Source organism: Pseudomonas sp. WS 5059 (assembly GCF_012985525.1).
Classification (GTDB): Bacteria; Pseudomonadota; Gammaproteobacteria; order Pseudomonadales; family Pseudomonadaceae; genus Aquipseudomonas.
In genome coordinates this window covers 59,510-78,255 of the sequence record NZ_JAAQWO010000012.1, presented here as the reverse complement: position 1 = coordinate 78,255, position 18,746 = coordinate 59,510, and the positions used below count along the sequence as shown (strand labels likewise).

The window sequence follows — 18,746 nt, the reverse complement described above, 5'->3', positions numbered from 1 at the left end:
CATATCTAAACCTCGATTCAGAGCTAGCATCAAGCCATATCCTCAGCATAAATTCCGGCGCTGACGATCGCCCCGCCCCAGCGGCGCTCTCCGATGCAGAGCGGAACCGGGTTACCCGATGCCGTGGTGTTCTTTGCGCTGCCGAAGGCGTAGCCGGGTGTGTTCTCGGGCGCGGCGCTGGACTTCAAACCCTGAGCTTGCGGGCTCAGCATCTGAATTACGCCGCCAGCGACCATACCCACGCCAGATGCAAACAGGCCGGCTGATACTGGAGGCGCCCAGAACGTGAAGAATGAAGCAGCTATAAGCAGCGCACCGACGACTGTTTGCAAAACGCCAGCGCGCTTACTGCCAACGATCACAGGCGCGATAATGATGTCGCCTTGTCCTTGGTAGGTGAGCTCGCTCTCCCCGATGTTTTTCTTGCCTCGAAACACGGCAAACACAAGCCCGCGAGACTTTGCGTTAGACAGAAACTGTTCAAACCCTGGGATCTGCACTGACAGTGCTTTGATGGCCTCGGCCGGGGTGCGGACGGAGAACTGGTAGGACTTACCGAACTGCCGTAGCTGCCCACACAGCTTGATGGTGGTGAGTGGGGCATATTCAATTGCTGTAGCGGCCATGGGGCCTCCTATGGATTGGTGGAAGGTGCTGGAAGCCCAAGTCGAATGGCGAGCACTGCACGCGACATACGCGCCTGGTCGATGGTCAGTTGCTCCTGGCGCGGGTCGTAGTTCCACACCCGGTTGTAGATGGTCTCGGTGGCCCGGGCACCGCGGAATGTGCCCCGCATTAGGTCGGCCGAAACCCTGGCCTCCTCCTCGGTGAAGTAAGGGCCGTCGATGGTCACCTGTTGCCCATTGCGGACGTGTTGAACCTCCCACACCAAATAGCCTGCGTCGGGCCCCTGTATCAGCTCATAGGGTTTGAACTTCTGCGTACTGCACGCTTCGGTAAAGCGCTCTTGAAAGGTCATATCGTCACACTCACAGAGTCTGCTGCTGATCGGCGCTACCAATACTTGCGTAGCGCACGGATGGTCAGTTAGGCCGCTTCGGATTGATCAGGGGTCGCTTTTGCAGAGGTGCGAGTGGGCATTTTCGCCAGCCATTCGCGAAGTGCTTCGGAGCCCTCGCAGCCCGATCGCCACTTCTCAAACCGGCCGGTGTACCCATTCGAATTGGCAACCATGCCGCTCAGTGCGACACCAGCATTGGAGGCGGTGGCCAGCACGTCATCGTAGATCGCTAGCATCTGCTTGAGCCCTTCGATGTCTTCGGCGCGCGACGCGGCAATGCCTGCGCGCGAAAGGCTGTCAGCCGCCTCTGGCGATAGCCCGGAGAGCATTGGGTTTGCCCTGAGCACGGCCTCTACAACGTCGGGGTGACTACCAGCGCGCGCTTCAGCCACTAGCCGCTGACGCTCCTCCGGCTTGAGGCCTCGCACGATGGCTCGAAGCTCCTGATCAGCCAGGAAACCAACAACGTCCGAGCTAGCGCGAGGCGTGACCGCTGCAAACCCGCTGGTCACTGTTTGGGCCAGTGTGAGCATATCTTTTGCCGCCTTCTCCATCGCCGGCATCAGAGCGGGGATGATTCCATCAATCTGCTCTTTGCCCTTGCGCTCAATGGCAGCGGCGTTGAGGTCCTTGTTCTCGCGAATCGAGAGAATTTCTTCTCCGAGGTCCTTGAACGCCTCCAGCGACAATCCCTGCAAATGGCGAACGGACTTCAGCAAGCCACCGGCCTGCCAGGTTCCTTTGGTGCCATCGGGGCGCTGAATATTGAAGGTTCTGGCCTCTACCAGGGAGTGCTCGTATTCGGAGTAGTGGAGGTTGGCCAAGCCAACTTTGAGGACGGATCGTTTGCCGATTTTCATTGGGTCACCTTTTGATTGTCTGGCCGTGGTTCGGCCGTTTGTTGGTCTGAGGCTTCGCTCAGGATCTCGAATAGGGACACGCTCTCTTGGGGGCCGCCGCCGGTTGCTGCGGCGTGCAACTCGTCCATAAGGGCGCTGATCTCTCGCACGTCGCGATTGAACTGGGTGAGACCGGATTGCTGGCGCAACTTGGCCACCTGGCTACGGATGTTCATGGCGGGCCTCGATGATCAGTTGATACTGTTTTGCGACGTGATCTTTGATGTCTTGCCCAGCAGCCAGTGGCGGGAAGATCCAGGCACCAGGACTTGGGAATGGCCGCATATCCATCACACCTACCGGAGCGGGACGGCGGAGGCTTTCAATTGCGCGGACGTGGAGAATGAACGCCTCTGCCAGATTGGCCGCGTCATTGCTGTTCATGGTGCACAGTGGGAAGTGCATCACCGTCTGTACGCCCAAGACGGGATAGTTGAACGAATGGCCCACTGTCTTGGGGTAGTCCATCTCCTCCTCAACCGCGTCAACCCTGCAGTCCACCACCGTCAACATAACGAGCACTGTCTCTTCGTCTTCGGTGCCGATCTTCTCTGCAATTCGCTTGAGCTCGGCCCGCATCCACTTAATGCTCATTGCCGCATTCCCTCCATCTGTTCGCGGAGTTCTTCGACGGCCTTCTGTAGCTCTGCAACTTCGATAACCCGGGCAACAGCGCCCAGCCCTTCGATTAATGCTTTGCCCTGGTCGGGCGGTAGCTCGCCGGCGGCAACTGCGCGGAGGATTGATTTGGCTGCGCTGGGTAGGTCGGTATCGTCGAGCTCGAAGCACACTGTCTCGGCAGTTGGCTTGATTGGCGGCACCAGGCGTTCAAGGATCAGTCGGCAAGCCTGCATATCGCCCTTCTTGGCTGCTGTCAGAACCTTTTTTGTCACGGCGTCCGCACCTTCTGCGAGCCGGGCGCGCAGCTCCTGCGTTTGGCCAGAGCGACCACCGGGATTACCTGACTGCCCCGGCTTCCATTTGCCGGCTTTATCGCGATCAGTCATGCGGTGGGCGATTCCATAGCGATGACCGGTTTGTTTTCAGCGAGCGCTATCAGCAGGGCGGATGCTTGAACGCTTCCGTCTGCTGCGGCTTCGCGAAGGCGGCCCCAGGCGGCAGCAACTTCGGAGCGAGTTGGTTTGTGCTGGCGTCCTCGGGCGGGCTTAGCTGTGTTCATAGGTGCTGCCTCGAATGGGTTTTGAGTGGCTCAAAAACTCACATTAGGCATGATCTGATCATTTATCCAGTGCTTTTTAGGTGCACTCTAGGTGATACACGTAACCGGATTAAACGGGACTGAAATAGTTAGTTTTGGCGGGATTGAAGAGGGCGTTTTTGTTGCAGTAAGTTGAGGGTAGGCAAAGTGATACGGGACTGTCCTTTTCGCTCAGTTGATCAGCCTCAGTCTGGCCTCTGGTCATACTGGAGCGAGTCGGATGGCGGCAGGTTTTACGAGTAGGTCGTAGAAGGTCAAAGCATATGGCGGTGAGCTTGCCGGCTTGAAGTCCGATTTCCGGACAAAAAGCTGACCTCCCATATTGGTATGGCAGGTTCCGCGCCACGTTTTGCGAGATATGAAAACGTGGCGCGTATTTGATGCGCTCAGTTTTGAGCACATCTTCCACCAGTGGTGGATCACCGTGTCGCGTGCCTGTTCCGGCCTGCTGTCAGGCTTCGAAGGCGGTGAGCCGTGCGATTGAACGTGTTTTGCATTCTACTGTTGGAACCGAACAAGCTTTATGCCTGAGTACTACCAAGGGGTATTTTTAATTTCCATAAATTTCTCCAGCTCCTCTTTGGTAGGTTTTCTCTCTGTTTGATTTACATAACCAAGTATCCGCCTGAAATAGTCAGTTATGTTGATGAGCTGGTCCTTTCCGTTATCGTTACCCATCTTTCTTGATTTAACTAATATCTCTGTTCCGGCACCAGTTTTGGGGTCGGAGAATGTGATGTTCTTATGCTGTGGTATCGGGTTGTCTAGGATAAGAAACATTTCATCTTTAGCTTTCTCTGCAAAGTCCAAGAGAATGATTGCGTTTGTGGTTCGCCCCATCCAGCCTACACCTGCATCGACATAGCGCATCTGGCGGCGTGTGGCCACCTCGTTGTAGATGCATTGAATCTCTGTCACGAAGGACATCTCAAGCTTCTCAGAGCTTTGCATCAATATGTAATTGACGAAGTAGCTTCCGTCGACAAGCCCATAGTCACAGGACCAGTCCACGTATCCCTCGGCATCCTCAAGTCTGCTCTGCTCGGGGTTAGAAAATTGAGCTACCGATTCCAGCAAAGTAAACATACCGGCATCAAAATCAGTCCGAAAATCAGCATACATCTTGTCTCGCAAGAACATAGGTATCTTGCAATCATCTAAAAGCACCGGAATGGTGACGACTCGCTTTTCGTCAAGCTCTCGAAATAATCCTGCAGTGAGCTCCTTTTTACACCATTCGGATTCGACCGATGCCTTGGACAGCATAATAAGCAAAGCACTAGAGCCCTCAACTGCCTCCTGAACCTTATTAATTATCGAATCGCCTGCTCGCAACTCCCACCTGTCAATCCAGACGCTGGTTCTTTTCCGGACGAGGTGCCCAGCAATTAGATCTATCTTCTCTTTGTCCGCGTGCGAATAGCTAACGAAAATCGGCATACCTTTCTCATCCCTTGATCCAGCCCAGCGGCGGTTACCTGTGATACTCCAGTTTTGGAGCTGGCGCTAGTGGCTACCTGCCTACCAGCGATACGGTCCGACTCGGCTCATTTGGTCTGTCTGGCTATTGTGATAGTGAGTATAAGCTATGCGTTAAGTTCGCCGTATTGAACCTGATGCAAGGGTTCAAAACGTGCTCCCTCCGCTGATTCCACAATCTCTCCGAAAATAATATTTATATTATCTGGGAGCGGTGGGAGATTTGTATTTTTGAGTTTTATGAGCGCTCCGTTCGCATCGTAAAAGCTGCTTACAATAAAAACTATATTTAAAGATGTGAGGCCGTAAGCATCTATTGAATACGCTGCAAATTTGATGGCTTCAATTATATTTTTTGTGTCTGTGTGTTTAAATATCTTGACTTCATAACCTGTTATGCCACTGGCATCAGTTGCTATAATATCTGGGTAAAGGCCATCATTAATTGTGGCCTGTTCGTGTACGGACCGTGCCCAAAGTAAAACGGCCGACTCCGCTACGAGGTAGGCTCCTCTATTGAAAATATTCTTTGTGTTATGGTTTTTATTATTTTGTGAAACTTCATGAACCTCTTTCAATGTTTCATTGGAGATTTTTGCGGCTAGAAACTCATTGGCGAAATTTAGAAAACCTTCTGGTTTATACATCAAGAAGGTATCTAGCCTACCTATGTTGGTAGCTTCATCTACAAGTTCAGGTCGCGGCCCTAATGTTTTAGGTCCGTCGAAGTCAATCTGTTTCCACCAATCTTCTTTTGCGTCATCAGTTATAAATACTAATTTTTTATGATTGCTTTTCTCTGCGTGTTCAAGTATTTGGCTCCATACAAAGTAATCGCCATATTTCCTTTTGTAAACAATCCCGTGATGATAGAAGTCGTCAGGGCCGTCTTTATCTTTGTCCTCGTCTTTATAGCCAGGGGGTATTTTTGCTTTGTAGCGAAGCTCCGCTGCTTTACTTTTTTTGTCAACTTCATCCTGAGTGCTGAATGCCGCGCCGACTTTACCATCAAAGATTTTCTCAATTCTTTCTTTTATTGGGTCGGGTGCATTCAGTGCTTGTTGGTTCTCTTGTAACTTATCAAGTTCGGCTAGGAACTCAGATGTTAGCTTATCAAATCCGGTAGTAAGAGGCTCTGGATTTATCAGGGTATGTCTTTTCGTTAGCTGGAGATTGCTAATGCCATTTGTTAAGTCTGTTTTCGCTTTTTCGATGACTTTACGGATTTCAGAGAAACGTCTTCCTTGAGCCGCAATGACCGTTAGCCGATTGCGTTGAAATTCTAGCGCCACATGATGCGGTATCCATACACGATCAGCTAACTTGTCCAGAGTCTCAAGTAGTTCTTCGCGTGTCCGTTCTTGATAGCGGTAAAGATTTAGCAAGACATTTGTGTCAAAGACGAAAAGCGCGGTTTTCCAAGTTTCTTCATAATCTGTTGGGGTCGAGTAATCGTACTGCGGAAAGAGTCCCTTCATGTGCCCTCCAGGCGTCATCGTTAAAGCTCAAACCGGCAATGGTTCGCTGCTTAGCATGATGTGAGGCAGACCTCATCATCTGAATCAGACCGGTTGATCTGACTCATAAAATTTTGACAGGGCATCCCTGACTTGAGCCACGGTATGGGGATGGCAAATGGCTTTCAAGAAAATTCGCGATATTTTAATGTTCCCAGTGAGACCAAACCGTCTCAGTGAGAGCAGATCGTCATGCCGCGCGATAATCCCCTGTGGGAGTTGGATTTCAAAGGAGATTTATCTGCTGTAGGGAGGAGTGCTCAAAGCTAGAGTGCATTGATCCTACTCATCCCCGCCGGCAAATTCCTTAGAGATACATCCCAAACCGGATACCCACCCAGATTTAGAAATTGCAGCTCGCGTCCTAGCGATCGGCTAAGGCGTTTCGCTTCATAGGGTTGCTCGGACGGAGAAAGCCAGTAACGGTTTGGGCAGGGAGAACCAAGTTTCCGATAAAGCTACTGGGAAATAGCGTAAAAATACGGAATAAATACTATTTTTTTATGATATATATACCTTTTTCTAAGCTCGGTATCGAGGTAAAACGCATGGGTCGTCCGTTGGGTAGTAAAAATAAGACTCCTCAGGAACTCAAGGTTGAGGCTGAAATACTTAAACGAAAAGCCGAAATGCTTGAGCTTGAGCGCAAACGAAAAGAGTTACAAAAGAAACGTCAGTCTTAACCTCAATTATATTGGGACCTAACAATGGGAACTAAGCACAGTGGCATATGCCCTTTTTGTACAGGCACAGTAAAGCCCTTAGTCTTAGAGGAAAACTCTGTTCGTCGTGATCTCTGCAAGTGCCCAGAATGTCACGAAAAAATCCTTATTTGTAGAACTCCAGGCTGCACCTGCTATGCAAAGGCTGGGCCTGTTTATGACGATGAGCTATGCCCTGCTTGTACAGAAAGCTTAACGAGCGGAGCTGGCGAGGTTCTTAAGTGGGGGCTCATGGCAGCAGCTGGTGCGATAGCTACTGTGGTAGTCGCTAAAGCTACCGAGTGAGTCGCCCCGCTGACCCTCCCGGTTTTGGAAGCGGTGTGGGTGCTATAGCTGCGTAGCAAGGAATCGGTTCACGTCATCAATCATGCCCCTCACCTGGTCATTGGTGAATTCTTCTGGCTTGCCATGAGCTGCGCTGTTGCGAATTGCCGACAGAGACGTGATCTGCTTTTTCTGGTTGGCGTTGTATGCGCCGGCCTTTGCAAGGTCATCATTCATCTTATTGATGCTGCCGTGCTCTATTCCATTGATGGAGCACAGATCGCGCAGGGCTGTCTCAAGCACCACGCCAGCAATAACTGCAGCGGCCGTTGCATACCCTCTGTCGAAAAGCTCTTCAGCCTGTTCGAGCTCGTTGTTGAAAACCTCGGCTTGCACCAGGTTTCGGAGAGAGTTGAGATACCCTCCCTCGAAATCCTCTTTCGCACCTAAGAACACCGCCTTCATTCGTTTGAGCTGATTCATATACGAATCGTAAGAGACCAGCTTTTCCACTTCCAAGTACATCTTTAGATGACTGGATTGTTCCCCGCAGGCCCGCTCTATCAACGACCGTGCTTTCACGCGCCAGTTAAGAATCAGCTCGGACGGAATGGTGGTCTCACTATCGCCAGTAAGCGGACTTCTTACCGTGATGGTGGATTTTTCGACTTCCGTTAGCTGTTGCTCCAGCTCGTGAAAGCGCTTTTTGAAGAGTGCTGTCATTTGGCGTTCCTTGCATTAGAGATGTCGGATCTTCGCTTCAGCTCGCCAGCACGGCAAGGCTTAAATTCTCAGTTCAGACATCCAACCCTGCAAATTTCGTAATTTTCTTCTTGCGTAACTAGTCACGCTGATTCATCATTAATTTATCGTAACTAGTCACGGAGAAGGTTATGGGTGATGAGAGCAAGACGCCACGTTCAGCGGCAGAGCGCCAGAGGCTCTACAAGGATCGTCAGCGCGAAGCAGGTTTTCGGCTTACCGCATTGTGGATTCATCAAGAAACGGAGCAAGAAGGGCGCCAGGCGGCGCTAGACGGCAAGCCACTGAACCCCCAAGGGAGCAAAGACCCTGTGAGCTGGGCAATCGGATGGTTGAACGAGAAGGGCAAGCAGTAATCGGCTGAATATTCAGTCGATCAAAAGAGGTGCCAAGCCGCTGCGCTAACAGCGGCCTGGCGATCACACGACGAAACTTGAAGGTAGACGTCATGCAACTTTACCAAAATATCAGTAACGCAACGGAAGGCCAAGACAAGTCCGAATTTGAAGGGGAGGGCTCGGTATGCACTGAGGCGGGAGACTCTAGTGCCTTACATCTGCCCCTCTTCACCGAGAAGCAACGAACCTTGGTGGTTGAGCTAATCCTCGCAGAGCGTCGCTACGCTACCCGGTGGTGGACACACTTGAGCGAGTTACGGCGGCGTAAGGAGCTCCCTGAGTGGGTTGCGGCGGACATTGGCACTCATGATGAGCATGACCTTCTGCTTGAGAGTAGGAAGGCCGTCAACCAGGCTCTTTTCGGCTCGGATGACCTGGGCGGTGATCAGCAATACCGCGCGGTGGTGTTGGAGTAGGGCTGATAAGCAACGAAACCTTCGCGGCATCGAGGGCACTACCCCGAAATAGGGTGGTGCTCTTTTTCATTTGTTGGCGGTCGGTGCCTTCTCAGCAAAGTAGATCAGGTTGAGCTGTATGCCTCCAACCACTCATCAACACTCTGGTCCTGTGGTGGCTTAGGTGTGTGTATGGGGGAGTAAGGAAAGGTCTTGTAACCGTCCTCCCTTATTACCTTGTTTCCGTAGTTTGAAGCACACGTAGTTGGAAACGGCTGTAACCCTTGTGGCTCGTGGTCTGTAGGCATTTCCTTGTCCGGTACTTTTGTCCGGGAGTTGTCCGGCGCTTGTCCGGAAATTGTCCGGATGTTGTCCGGCAAAATGGCTGCTCTGAATTGCTCTGCGGTCAGACTGACAGGCACCAGACTGCCGACTTTGAAGCGGTCATCAGTCACTGTTCCAGTCACCAGGACGCTACGTAGCTTCCCCATGTAATCGTGCATAGCCGCCAGCCGCCGAGGAAAAGGCAGGCCGGTCCCCATCCAGAACTTGTAGAAGTGGCTGCGCTTGCCGATGCGGAATTGTCCTTTTGGTAGCAGAGCGCCAGCCTTAGCCGTAGCGGTGTTCCGCTGACGCGTCAGATCGGCGTTGAACACTGCGTAGACAGATTGGCCGGACAGCATCGAGACAAACTGAAGCGTGATACCGGCGCTCCGGGTTTTGCCGTAGTGCCCAGTTGAATAGCCTACGTACTCGAATGCATCCAGGCCCACCGACATAAGCACTTCACGGCAAACTCTGGCCCGGTTGGTACTGATCCACTCCGGCGGTACGGGCTTGCCGCTCGCCGGTTGAATGGCGAGCTGCCCAAGCTCAATGCTAACCGTGTCTCCACGGCTAAGTAGTTTTGTGGCTAGGCATTCCACTGAATCGACCTCAGCGTAGTTCGGCTGGATAAACAACGGGCCGAAGCCCACCGGCAGCTCACAGGCGGGCGCAAGAGGTCGCCGCAAAACTGCGGAGACCTCTACGAGCTCTGGATTACGACGCTTCGCGCATCAGGATGTACTTGGCCACGCGGTGAGGTGGCCGGCCTGGCTCGGTGGACTGGTGCGTCCAATAGGTGCGGATCTCATGACCCTTTTTCCTGAGGCGGCGGATGGTGTTGGGGGGCTGGACGATATCCAGGTTCTTGGCGGCTTCGATGGTCGATACCGGCCCGTTTCGCAGGGCCTCCATCATCTTGCAGTCTTGCTCAGTTGAAGAATGACGTGTCATAGTTTGCCCTTCACGTTGGTGCTATCCAGTGTGTTTTCGCTAAGGCGGTGTTCGAGCACCGCCTTGGCAACCTCTCGCGCAGCCTTGCGCAACCCCCAATCCTTATTCTTTTCGCACTTCACCGTGCGCCGACCTTTGCTGCGCGCTCGATAAAAGCCTTCAGCTCGGATGCCAGTGCCAGGCGTCGGCGGCCGATTTTGAAAGTTTTGAGTTCACCTTGAGCGATCAGCTCGTAGGTGGCCGAGCGCGAGATACCTAAAATGCGGGCAGATTCTTCGACGCTCACCGACAGCGGCGCCATTTGTTGCTGTGCTTGTTCCATGGTGGTCTCCCAAAAAACGAAGCCAGAGAGGCGTCGTGTTTCGCTAGCCTACATCGCGTAAAACTAAATTTGCAAGCAAAAGCTAAATTGACTCGTACCCGCATGGATTGACAGGGGTTTGCGCGTCGCGCAAGCTGTGGCAATCAGGTCAGTTAGGCTGACCTCATCAGAGTAGATGGAAATGTATGGCCACTAAGACAAGCAAGCGGACTGGCGAGACGAGCACCACGGTTGCTGTGGGAATTCGGATTGATCCGAAAATTAAGTTTGCGCTCGACATTACGGGGCGCCTACAGAAACGCTCTTTGACCGCAGTGATTGAGTGGGCAATATCACAAGCGATCACGAACCAGCAGGTCGACTCCTGCGGCGAAACACTGTCATCGGTATTAGACAAGGTATGGTCCACAGATGAGTCTGTAAGGCTTGTGAAGCTGGCCTATCACATGCCAGAGGCATTGACTTATGACGAGCTAAGAATTTGGGAGACTATTAAGGCTACTGGGTATTTCTGGCACAAAAGTAAAGACGGAACTTATAACCCTGAGATCGGCAAGTTAACCGTGTTTTTAGTTACTGATAACTGGGACGCAATTTTGCAGCACGTTGATCGTCACAAAGGGAGCTCTACAATTGTTCCGATGGGTGAGGCTGATCTGATACTGCCCTAAATCAGATCTACTGCCGCCGCCTTGGTGCCTGGCGCCAAGTGTGCGTAGCGCAAAGTCATCTTGATATCGGCGTGCCCCAGCAGATCCCGTACCGTGTTGAGCGGTACGCCAGCCATTACCAGGCGTGAAGCGAAGTCGTGACGCATATCGTGCCAGCGGAATCCGTCGATCTGCGCCCGCTCAAGCAACTTGAGCCAGGCGCTTTTGACGTCCTCAAAGCGACCGCCGCCCTGACCTGGGAACACATACGGCGACTTGCTCACCTGCTTCTTCCAGGCTTCCAGCACACCAATGGTCTCCTTGTTCATCGGGATGTGGCGCGTATCGCTTGTCTTGGTGGTGGCCCCGGCGACTGTGATTGTCTTCGTGTCGAAGTTCACCGCTGACCATTTCAGGTCGAACAGCTCTCCGCGCCTCATGCCGGTATTCAACGATACCAACACCATTGGCTTCAGGTGATCGGTGAAGGGCAGTTCTAGCAGGCTTGGCATTGGCTCTTTGTGTCGGTCCGTCCGCCAGGCGTTTGCACTCTCGCGCTCAGTCCTCATTTCATCCTGTCGAGCGTCCAGGGCATCGCGTAGACGCTTTGTCTCGTCAGCAGCCAGGTAGCGAATCACCCCCTTTGAATCGACTTTGAGCTGTTTCAGCTTGGCCAACGGGTGTGTATCGATGTACTCCCACTCAACGGCACGACTGAAAACACCACTGATCGAGCCCATTTTTCGATTCACCGTCGAGGCCTTGTTGCCGGCCTGCATCCATCCTGTGCGGATCTGCTCCAGGTCCCGCCCGGTTATCGCGTCCAAGCGCTGGGGCATGATTGGGTCGAAGTTATTGCTGAGGGTGTGCTGCGTCTTCTCATGGCCTTTGTGATGAGCTTTGAACCAGGGCATATAGGTGTCGTCGATGAAGTCGCGCAGAGAGGGCAGGGCTGAGCCCTTGCGACCCTGGGCGATGGCCAGGGGCTCGCCATGGGCGTGCGCATCGGCTAAGTACTGGGCGGCCTCGGTTCGGGCTTGGTCAAGAGTAAGCACGCCGACACGCCCGAGGGTGGCGTTCTTGTTTCGACCCCAAGTGACCATGTAGGACTTGTGACCGCTGGGCAGTACGCGAATAAAGAAACCGGGTTGCACGGTGTCATGCACGCGGTATGCTTTCGTCTCGGCGGCTAGGCTGCCAATTAGCTTCTGAGTGATTTTGGTTTTCAAGGGTTTGACCGTGACAGCAGGGTGGCAGCAAAAAGCACTATACCGCTCGATGTTCACGGACTCAATGGGACTAAAAGGCCCAGTAATCCTGGGATTATGGTTGTGCCTGTTGGGTCTGAATTGACCCTCCTAAGGGGAAGGTTGGCCGTTCGAACCGGCCATGGGACACCATTTGCAGTCTCGCCTCCACCCTGGCCGAGACGCTGAAAAACCCCGATCAGATTTTGCTGGCGGGGTTTTTTTATGGGCGGCTGTTTTCTTGGCCGCTTGGCCAGTGCCTTTGGGCTGGCTGGCGAGATATATTGTTAAAACCTTGTACCTCGCCCCCGGTCTGGATGCGTCTGACACGTAGCTGAACAGCGAAGGAACTGTTGGGTGCCAAGTTCATCGAAGGCTGCATGCTTCGGTGATCCCGAGGTTGTGCCGCTTGCTGGATCAAAATGCCCCTGGGTGCCTGTGTAGTTGGGTGCCTGGGCTTAACGACGCTTCGCCCTCAGGCTAGTGCGAATTGCCTGACACCCACTGCAAGGAGCCGCTCGGAACGCCGATGCGCCAGATCTGGAAATCTTTTCGAGCCCTTTATTTCGCCTCCTTGATGATGCTGATCGGCTCCGGCCTGCTCAGTACTTACCTGGCCTTGCGCCTGGCGGCGGATAACGTCGACAGCCTATGGGTCGGTGCGCTGATGGCGGCCAACTATTTTGGCCTGGTGCTGGGTGGCAAGATCGGGCATCGCCTGATCGCCCGCGTTGGTCATATCCGGGCCTATGCCACCTGTGCCGGGATTGTCGGTGCGGCGGTGCTGGGCCATGGCCTGGTGGACTGGCTGCCGGCCTGGATCGTGCTACGGATAATCGTCGGCCTCGGCATGATGTGCCAGTACATGGTGATCGAGAGCTGGCTCAACGAGCAGGCGGATGCCAAGCAGCGTGGCGTGGTGTTCAGCGGCTATATGATCGCGTCGTACCTGGGCCTGGTGCTGGGCCAGCTGATTCTGGTCATGCACCCCCAATTGGGGCTTGAGTTGCTGATGCTGGTGGCGCTGTGTTTTGCCCTGTGCCTGGTGCCGGTCGCCATGACCCGGCGTATTCACCCCGCGCCCTTGCATCCGGCGCCGATGGAGCCGCGCTTTTTTATCAAGCGCGTGCCGCAGTCTTTGAGTACGGTGCTGGGGGCGGGCCTGATCGTCGGCTCCTTCTACGGCCTGGCGCCGCTGTACGCGGCCCAACAGGGCTTGAGCACCGAGCAGGTCGGCCTGTTCATGGGTAGCTGCATTTTTGCCGGCCTGTTGGTGCAGTGGCCGCTGGGCTGGCTGTCCGATCGCTATGACCGCGCCTTGTTGATTCGCTGTTTCGCCCTGTGCCTGGCGGTGGCGGCATTGCCGCTGGCGATCATGACCCAGGTGCCGCTGGAAGTGCTGTTTATTGCCGGGTTCCTGTGCTCGTTGGTGCAGTTCTGCCTCTATCCGCTGGCCGTGGCATTTTCCAATGACCATGTCGAAGGTGATCGCCGAGTGTCGCTCACCGCGATGTTGCTGGTGACCTACGGGGTGGGCGCGAGTATCGGGCCGTTGCTGGCCGGCGTGGTGATGAAGCTGTTTGGCAACCAGATGCTCTATGCCTTCTTCAGCCTGTGCGCATTGATCCTGGTCTGGCGTATTCGCCCCAAGGCTGTGACTAACCTGCATCAGGTGGACGACGCGCCGTTGCACCACGTGGCCATGCCCGACAGCATGTCCAGTTCGCCATTGGTGGCAGCCCTCGACCCGCGGGTGGATGAGCAGGTGGTCCAGGACCAGATGCAAACCGCCGCGCCAGAGCCTGCGCCCGACGCAGAGCCGGAGATGGAGCCGCAGCCCGAGCCCGAGCCGCCGGAGCATCCTGACCCGGATGAACACCCGCATGACCTGAGCCGGGCCCGTCCCTGAAACAAAAAACGGGCAGTTCCCAAGGGGGCTGCCCGTTTTTTTGTGCCTGTGGTTTGGCGCTTACATGTCGTCGTCTTTATCGAACCGTCGCGCCTCGCGCTGCAGTTGGTAGACAAACCGCTCAACCTGGCGCTGCACCAGGCCGCTCATGTTGTGAAAGCGCACACCGGCAAAGGTAGTGTTGATCCTTTCTTCGAAGTGCAGGTAGCGCAGCTCCACCGCCGTGGTCATGCTGCCGAAGGGCAGGGCGGCGATAAAGCGGTCGTACACCTGGCCCAGTTGCAGGCGCTCGGAGATATCACCTTCAAAGCGCAGCTTGCAGCCGGTGGCGGAGATATCCAGCAGCTTGCCACTGATAGGCGCCTTGAGTTTCTCACCACCCAGTTCGATATTCACCAGTTGCGCCAGTTTCAATGCCGCGCGAAAGGCATTGCGGCGCTGATGGTAGACCACTTCTTCTGGCAGGCTGCCTTTATAGATGCGGTGGCCGTCCTTTGCGCCGATGGTCAGCGGGCCATTGCTGTCCCAGGCCACGCGCACGCCTTCGTGAAAGCCTTCGATACGAAATGCTTCGCCATTCTCCAGATAGCGTTCACCTTCGGGCGGGATCATTTCGTCCAGGCTCAGGGTCTTGCTGTCTTTGTCGACATCCACCAGGTAGCTTTGGAAGCGCTGGTTGCGTTCGTGGAAGGTGATGATCAGCGGGTCGTGGCTCTCTTGCAGCAGCCGCAGGGTGCTGGCAATTTCCAGAGGGGTGGTGAGGACCTTGGGGGGCTGCGGAGCATCTTCCGCGCTAAGGGTGTTGAACACGGTTCTTCCATCTCCAGACAAAATACGACTACACGCAAGAACCGGCATTTTGCCAGCATGTGGCACGCCTTGATAGGGCGCGCAATAAACCGGCGTCAGGCTTGGCTGAGGGTGCTGGGCTTGACCAGCCGTGAGGTGGAGCCCTGGGCGTTATACAGTGCTGGAGGTTCGCCGCCATGGAGGATGCGCAGCTGGTTGGCGGTGGTGGCTTGCTGCAGTTGGATCGACTGGCCATTGAGCACATTGGCTTGCTGGCAGTTGATCAACAACTCATTGAGCGCTGCGCTCTGGGCCAGCAACTGGTCGCCGACCGACGAGTGGCTGGCCAGTTGCTCCAGGCCGCTGTGATCAGCGGGCAGGCCCAGGCTGAGCAGGATCTGGCTGCGTTTCTGGCCGTGTTGTTCAAGCAGGATGATCAACGATTGCTTGCGTGCCAGGATATCTTCCAGCAGGCGCATATCGCGGCCGCACAGGGCTACGAATTCGTCTTGAAGCAGCTCCAGCAGGTGTTGCGCGGGAGCCAGGTCTTCAGTGATCAGGTGCAGCAGATTTTCGTCGTGCATGGCTGGCCTTGGGTTTTAAGCGTCCAAAAGCCTGGCGCAGGCCTTGGCCTAGCGCTCGGCTTTGATAATTTTGCCGGCTAAACGGTCGTTGTCGATCTGATAGCTGCCATCGGCAATCGCCTGTTTCAACTCGGCCACGCGGGCTTTATTGACAACTGGCTGATCGCGCAGCGAGTCCGTGATCTTCTGCAACTGTTGAGCCTCGTTGCTCAAATGCACCGATTCGCCACTTTGGGTCGAAGCGGTTTGTTCTGCCTTGGCGGGCAGTGCCGGGGCCTTGGCTTCAACGCTGTCCTTGGCCGCGTTGGTACGCGTGCCGCCGGGCGTTGCCTGGGCGCTGTTCAATCGGCTGAAATCAATGACCATGTTAAAAAACCTCTGGGTATTTGGACGCTTGCCATGTTTTCGGCCATACCCGGACAAACTTTAGGCTCGATCGACAATAAACCTGTGCACAGCGTGATCTCGGGCACAGTGTAGGAAAAGCCAGCGTCCCACGCCAGTGATCTATAGCGCGACCTCCACCTGGCCAGGCGCTGTTACCCGGGCCTTGATCACGCGCTTGGAGTTGAGGTTCTTCACGCGAATCTGTTCGCTCATCCCGCCATTGGCCAGGGCTTCCCCCGGCATTTTCACGTTCAGGCCGCCGCTGCTGGCGGATATCACCACCTGGTCACCTTTGCGCACCACTTCTGCCTGTTCCAGGTGAACCAGGGTGATGACCTGGTCGGTTACCATTGGTCGGGTCAGTTTCTGCCCGACCGCCTGGTCCACGGAGGTGAGGTAGCCCTGGCTGATCTGGCTGATGTCCCGCTCGCGCAGGGCCACGTCTTCATAGCCGATGATGCCGGTACGCTTGAGCGGGCGAGTAACGGTCACTACGTCACGAAACAACCGGACCTGGGCCGGCACGAACACGGTCCAGGGTGAACTGCCGTCGCAGCGCACGCGCACGGTCACGCGACCAATGGGCTGGGCGGGGCTTTCCAGGGAGCCTGTCAATTCCTTGTCGCACATGGGCATGCGCAAACGCGGGTCCAGTTGGTTGACCTGGATTTCATAACGGCCCGGTGTCTGGGTGCTCGCCAGATAATCTTCTACAGTGAACTCAAGAAAGCCTTGAGTGACGCCGATAAGCAGATCAGGCAAGGTGACGTTGTCGGCGTGGGCCTGGTGGCCTGCGCCCAAGGCAAGCAACGCCATCCAGGCGCAGAGTAATCTGCGGTACTGTGGCGAGCGAAGGCGTCGGGAAACTGTCGTTTTGATGTCCATGGCCAATAAAAAGCAAAGCGCGTGCCGTTTCGTGTTGGGGGCGCGTCGTACCCGTAAGTTTTGTAGCGTAGGAGTCTGGGCATGGCGGGTGTAATGGATTCAGTGAACCAGCGCACACAGCTGGTAGGGCAGAATCGCCTGGAGTTGTTGCTGTTTCGACTCGATGGCAAGCAGCTATATGGCATCAACGTCTTCAAGGTGCGGGAGGTGCTGCAATGCCCCAAGCTCACCATAATGCCCAAGTCCAACCCGGTGGTGTGTGGCGTGGCCAACATCCGTGGCTCGACTATTCCGATTCTTGACCTGGCGATGGCCACCGGTTCTGCCGGTTTGCAGGATCGCGAGAACCCGTTTGTGATCATCACCGAGTACAACACCAAGACCCAGGGTTTCCTGGTGCGCTCGGTGGAACGTATCGTCAACATGAACTGGGAAGAGATCCATCCACCACCCAAGGGCACCGGGCGCGACCACTACCTCACGGCAGTGACGCGGGTCGATAACCAGTTGGTGGAAATCATCGACGTGGAGAAGATCCTCGCGGAAGTGGCGCCGACGTCGGAGCATATTTCGGTGGGTGTGGTGGATGAGCAGACCCAGCAGAAGGCCGTGTCCCTGCGGGTGTTGACGGTGGATGACTCGTCGGTGGCGCGCAAGCAGGTGTCCCGTTGCCTGCAGACCGTCGGTGTCGAAGTGGTGGCGCTCAATGACGGCCGTCAGGCGCTGGACTACCTGCGCAAGCTGGTGGATGAAGGCAAGAAGCCGGAAGAAGAATTCCTGATGATGATTTCCGACATCGAGATGCCGGAAATGGACGGCTACACCCTCACGGCCGAGATACGCAACGACCCACGCATGCAAAAATTGCATATCATCCTGCATACTTCATTGTCCGGTGTATTCAACCAGGCAATGGTCAAGAAGGTCGGTGCCGATGACTTCCTGGCCAAATTCCGTCCTGATGACCTGGCATCCCGGGTCGTTGAACGGATCAAATCTGCAGATCACGGCTAGGGGCTTTCTCCCTGGCGGTCACACGAGTTAAGAGGCGGTTTCATTGTCTACGGGTAATTTGGATTTCGAACAGTTCCGGGTCTTCCTGGAAAAAGCCTGTGGCATATTGCTCGGTGAAAACAAGCAATACCTGGTATCAAGCCGTCTCAACAAATTGATGGAGCAGCAGGGCATCAAGTCCCTGGGCGAGTTGGTACAGCGCATCCAGGGCCAACCGCGCAGCGGGCTCAAGGAGATGGTGGTCGATGCCATGACTACCAACGAAACCCTGTGGTTTCGTGACACCTACCCCTTCGAGGTGCTCAAGAACAAGGTATTGCCCGAGGCCATCAAGGCTAGCCCTGGCCAGCGCTTGCGCATCTGGTCGGCGGCGTGTTCGTCTGGGCAGGAACCCTATTCGCTGTCGATGTCCATCGATGAGTTCGAACGGACCAACATGGGGCAGTTGAAGGCCGGGGTGCAAATTGTTGCCACTGACCTGTCCGGCACCATGCTGACCAACTGCAAGACCGGCGAATACGACAGCCTGGCCCTGGGCCGCGGCCTGTCCCCGGAGCGCCTGCAGCGTTACTTCGACCCCAAGGGCGCCGGGCGCTGGGCGGTCAAGGCGCCGATCAAGAGTCGGGTGGAGTTCCGCTCGTTCAACCTGCTGGACAGCTACGCCAGCCTTGGCAAGTTCGACATCGTGTTTTGCCGCAACGTCTTGATCTACTTCTCGGCTGAAGTGAAGAAGGACATCCTGCTGCGCATCCACGGTACGCTCAAGCGTGGCGGCTATTTGTTCCTCGGCGCGTCCGAGGCGCTGAACGGTTTGCCGGATCATTACCAGATGGTGCAGTGCAGCCCAGGCATTATCTACCAGGCCAAGTGATGGCTTGAGCCGAGCCGACGCAAAAGGGAGCCCCCAGGGGCTCCTTTTTTTTGTCCGGCGATCCTGGGGCGTGCCCTGCTGGAACTGATGTTTCCTTCCTCACCACCCAGCATTGGGTGGGCAAATTCAGCCCG

General features: G+C 55.1%; 25 protein-coding genes. 8 read left to right on the top strand and 17 right to left on the bottom strand.

Annotated features, from left to right (window positions below; genetic code table 11):
• Positions 1 to 29 precede the first annotated feature (29 nt).
• The 6 genes from HBO12_RS27225 to HBO12_RS27200 all read right to left on the bottom strand — a co-directional run bounded on the left by HBO12_RS27225 (position 30) and on the right by HBO12_RS27200 (position 2,927).
• Positions 30 to 626 (bottom strand): tail assembly protein, encoded by a 597-nt coding sequence (locus tag HBO12_RS27225; RefSeq protein ID WP_170043784.1) that lies wholly within the window; start codon positions 624 to 626, stop codon positions 30 to 32.
• A gap of 8 nt (positions 627 to 634) precedes the next feature.
• A complete protein-coding gene (locus tag HBO12_RS27220) occupies positions 635 to 979 on the bottom strand; it encodes a hypothetical protein (RefSeq protein ID WP_170043783.1) in 345 nt (114 codons plus the stop codon).
• A gap of 68 nt (positions 980 to 1,047) precedes the next feature.
• Entirely contained in the window at positions 1,048 to 1,881 is an 834-nt protein-coding gene (locus tag HBO12_RS27215) for a hypothetical protein (RefSeq protein WP_170043782.1), read from the bottom strand.
• On the bottom strand, positions 1,878 to 2,096 hold the full coding sequence (locus tag HBO12_RS27210; RefSeq protein WP_092359525.1) for a hypothetical protein: 219 nt from the start codon (positions 2,094 to 2,096) through the stop codon (positions 1,878 to 1,880). Before HBO12_RS27210 ends, HBO12_RS27215 begins: the two co-directional genes overlap by 4 nt.
• Positions 2,083 to 2,514 (bottom strand): hypothetical protein, encoded by a 432-nt coding sequence (locus tag HBO12_RS27205; protein WP_169857088.1) that lies wholly within the window; start codon positions 2,512 to 2,514, stop codon positions 2,083 to 2,085. Before HBO12_RS27205 ends, HBO12_RS27210 begins: the two co-directional genes overlap by 14 nt.
• Positions 2,511 to 2,927, bottom strand: coding sequence for a DUF5681 domain-containing protein (locus tag HBO12_RS27200; protein ID WP_017138405.1), 417 nt, complete (start codon positions 2,925 to 2,927; stop codon positions 2,511 to 2,513). Before HBO12_RS27200 ends, HBO12_RS27205 begins: the two co-directional genes overlap by 4 nt.
• Positions 2,928 to 3,497: 570 nt before the next feature.
• On the opposite strand from HBO12_RS27200, the gene HBO12_RS28540 reads away from it, so the two are divergent.
• A complete protein-coding gene (locus HBO12_RS28540) occupies positions 3,498 to 3,623 on the top strand; it encodes a hypothetical protein (RefSeq protein WP_262377093.1) in 126 nt (41 codons plus the stop codon).
• 50 nt (positions 3,624 to 3,673) lie between these two features.
• On the opposite strand, the gene HBO12_RS27195 is transcribed toward HBO12_RS28540, so the two are convergent.
• Positions 3,674 to 4,579 carry a toll/interleukin-1 receptor domain-containing protein gene (locus tag HBO12_RS27195; protein WP_170043781.1) on the bottom strand — a complete coding sequence of 302 codons (906 nt, stop codon included), beginning with the start codon at positions 4,577 to 4,579 and terminating at the stop codon, positions 3,674 to 3,676.
• A 146-nt stretch (positions 4,580 to 4,725) separates the two neighbouring features.
• Positions 4,726 to 6,096: a PIN domain-containing protein gene (locus tag HBO12_RS27190; protein ID WP_170043780.1), complete on the bottom strand. Its 1,371-nt coding sequence runs from the start codon at positions 6,094 to 6,096 to the stop codon at positions 4,726 to 4,728.
• 587 nt (positions 6,097 to 6,683) lie between these two features.
• Here HBO12_RS27190 and HBO12_RS28535 point away from each other — a divergent pair.
• Positions 6,684 to 6,818 (top strand): hypothetical protein, encoded by a 135-nt coding sequence (locus HBO12_RS28535; protein ID WP_262377092.1) that lies wholly within the window; start codon positions 6,684 to 6,686, stop codon positions 6,816 to 6,818.
• 366 nt (positions 6,819 to 7,184) lie between these two features.
• Here HBO12_RS28535 and HBO12_RS27185 read toward each other — a convergent pair whose 3' ends face one another.
• The gene (locus HBO12_RS27185; RefSeq protein ID WP_170043779.1) at positions 7,185 to 7,844 is read right to left on the bottom strand and encodes a DUF4145 domain-containing protein; all 660 of its coding nucleotides are present in this window, start codon (positions 7,842 to 7,844) and stop codon (positions 7,185 to 7,187) included.
• Between the two features lie 170 nt (positions 7,845 to 8,014).
• On the opposite strand from HBO12_RS27185, the gene HBO12_RS27180 reads away from it, so the two are divergent.
• The gene (locus tag HBO12_RS27180) at positions 8,015 to 8,239 is read left to right on the top strand and encodes a hypothetical protein (RefSeq protein WP_170043778.1); all 225 of its coding nucleotides are present in this window, start codon (positions 8,015 to 8,017) and stop codon (positions 8,237 to 8,239) included.
• Positions 8,240 to 8,331: 92 nt separating this feature from the next.
• Positions 8,332 to 8,697 carry a hypothetical protein gene (locus HBO12_RS28530; protein ID WP_262377091.1) on the top strand — a complete coding sequence of 122 codons (366 nt, stop codon included), beginning with the start codon at positions 8,332 to 8,334 and terminating at the stop codon, positions 8,695 to 8,697.
• Between the two features lie 104 nt (positions 8,698 to 8,801).
• Here HBO12_RS28530 and HBO12_RS27170 read toward each other — a convergent pair whose 3' ends face one another.
• The 3 genes from HBO12_RS27170 to HBO12_RS27160 all read right to left on the bottom strand — a co-directional run bounded on the left by HBO12_RS27170 (position 8,802) and on the right by HBO12_RS27160 (position 10,276).
• Positions 8,802 to 9,653, bottom strand: a complete 852-nt coding sequence (locus HBO12_RS27170) for a hypothetical protein (protein ID WP_346343201.1) — start codon at positions 9,651 to 9,653, stop codon at positions 8,802 to 8,804.
• 64 nt (positions 9,654 to 9,717) lie between these two features.
• On the bottom strand, positions 9,718 to 9,954 hold the full coding sequence (locus tag HBO12_RS27165; RefSeq protein ID WP_346343200.1) for a helix-turn-helix domain-containing protein: 237 nt from the start codon (positions 9,952 to 9,954) through the stop codon (positions 9,718 to 9,720).
• A gap of 118 nt (positions 9,955 to 10,072) precedes the next feature.
• Positions 10,073 to 10,276: a helix-turn-helix domain-containing protein gene (locus HBO12_RS27160; protein WP_065950537.1), complete on the bottom strand. Its 204-nt coding sequence runs from the start codon at positions 10,274 to 10,276 to the stop codon at positions 10,073 to 10,075.
• A gap of 185 nt (positions 10,277 to 10,461) precedes the next feature.
• Between HBO12_RS27160 and HBO12_RS27155 the strand changes: the two genes are divergently transcribed.
• On the top strand, positions 10,462 to 10,947 hold the full coding sequence (locus HBO12_RS27155) for a hypothetical protein (protein ID WP_170043776.1): 486 nt from the start codon (positions 10,462 to 10,464) through the stop codon (positions 10,945 to 10,947).
• Here HBO12_RS27155 and HBO12_RS27150 read toward each other — a convergent pair.
• Positions 10,944 to 12,155, bottom strand: a complete 1,212-nt coding sequence (locus HBO12_RS27150; RefSeq protein ID WP_170043775.1) for a site-specific integrase — start codon at positions 12,153 to 12,155, stop codon at positions 10,944 to 10,946. The two genes, HBO12_RS27155 and HBO12_RS27150, sit on opposite strands and share 4 nt — an antisense overlap.
• 547 nt (positions 12,156 to 12,702) lie before the next feature.
• Between HBO12_RS27150 and HBO12_RS27145 the strand changes: the two genes are divergently transcribed.
• Positions 12,703 to 14,082: an MFS transporter gene (locus HBO12_RS27145; protein ID WP_169955172.1), complete on the top strand. Its 1,380-nt coding sequence runs from the start codon at positions 12,703 to 12,705 to the stop codon at positions 14,080 to 14,082.
• Positions 14,083 to 14,142: 60 nt separating this feature from the next.
• Here the strand turns inward: HBO12_RS27145 and HBO12_RS27140 are convergent, their stop codons facing one another.
• From HBO12_RS27140 to flgA, 4 genes are all read right to left on the bottom strand, one after another.
• Entirely contained in the window at positions 14,143 to 14,892 is a 750-nt protein-coding gene (locus HBO12_RS27140) for a flagellar brake protein (protein ID WP_169955173.1), read from the bottom strand.
• A 95-nt stretch (positions 14,893 to 14,987) separates the two neighbouring features.
• Positions 14,988 to 15,455, bottom strand: a complete 468-nt coding sequence (locus HBO12_RS27135) for a flagella synthesis protein FlgN (RefSeq protein WP_170043774.1) — start codon at positions 15,453 to 15,455, stop codon at positions 14,988 to 14,990.
• A gap of 48 nt (positions 15,456 to 15,503) precedes the next feature.
• Complete coding sequence (gene flgM, locus HBO12_RS27130) at positions 15,504 to 15,821, bottom strand: flagellar biosynthesis anti-sigma factor FlgM (RefSeq protein ID WP_057960432.1); 318 nt, start codon at positions 15,819 to 15,821, stop codon at positions 15,504 to 15,506.
• 141 nt (positions 15,822 to 15,962) lie between these two features.
• Complete coding sequence (flgA, locus tag HBO12_RS27125) at positions 15,963 to 16,727, bottom strand: flagellar basal body P-ring formation chaperone FlgA (protein WP_170043773.1); 765 nt, start codon at positions 16,725 to 16,727, stop codon at positions 15,963 to 15,965.
• Positions 16,728 to 16,808: 81 nt separating this feature from the next.
• Between flgA and HBO12_RS27120 the strand changes: the two genes are divergently transcribed.
• Positions 16,809 to 17,741 (top strand): chemotaxis protein CheV, encoded by a 933-nt coding sequence (locus tag HBO12_RS27120; protein WP_169955176.1) that lies wholly within the window; start codon positions 16,809 to 16,811, stop codon positions 17,739 to 17,741.
• 43 nt (positions 17,742 to 17,784) lie between these two features.
• The gene (cheR, locus tag HBO12_RS27115) at positions 17,785 to 18,612 is read left to right on the top strand and encodes a protein-glutamate O-methyltransferase CheR (protein WP_057439687.1); all 828 of its coding nucleotides are present in this window, start codon (positions 17,785 to 17,787) and stop codon (positions 18,610 to 18,612) included.
• Positions 18,613 to 18,746: the final 134 nt, after the last annotated feature.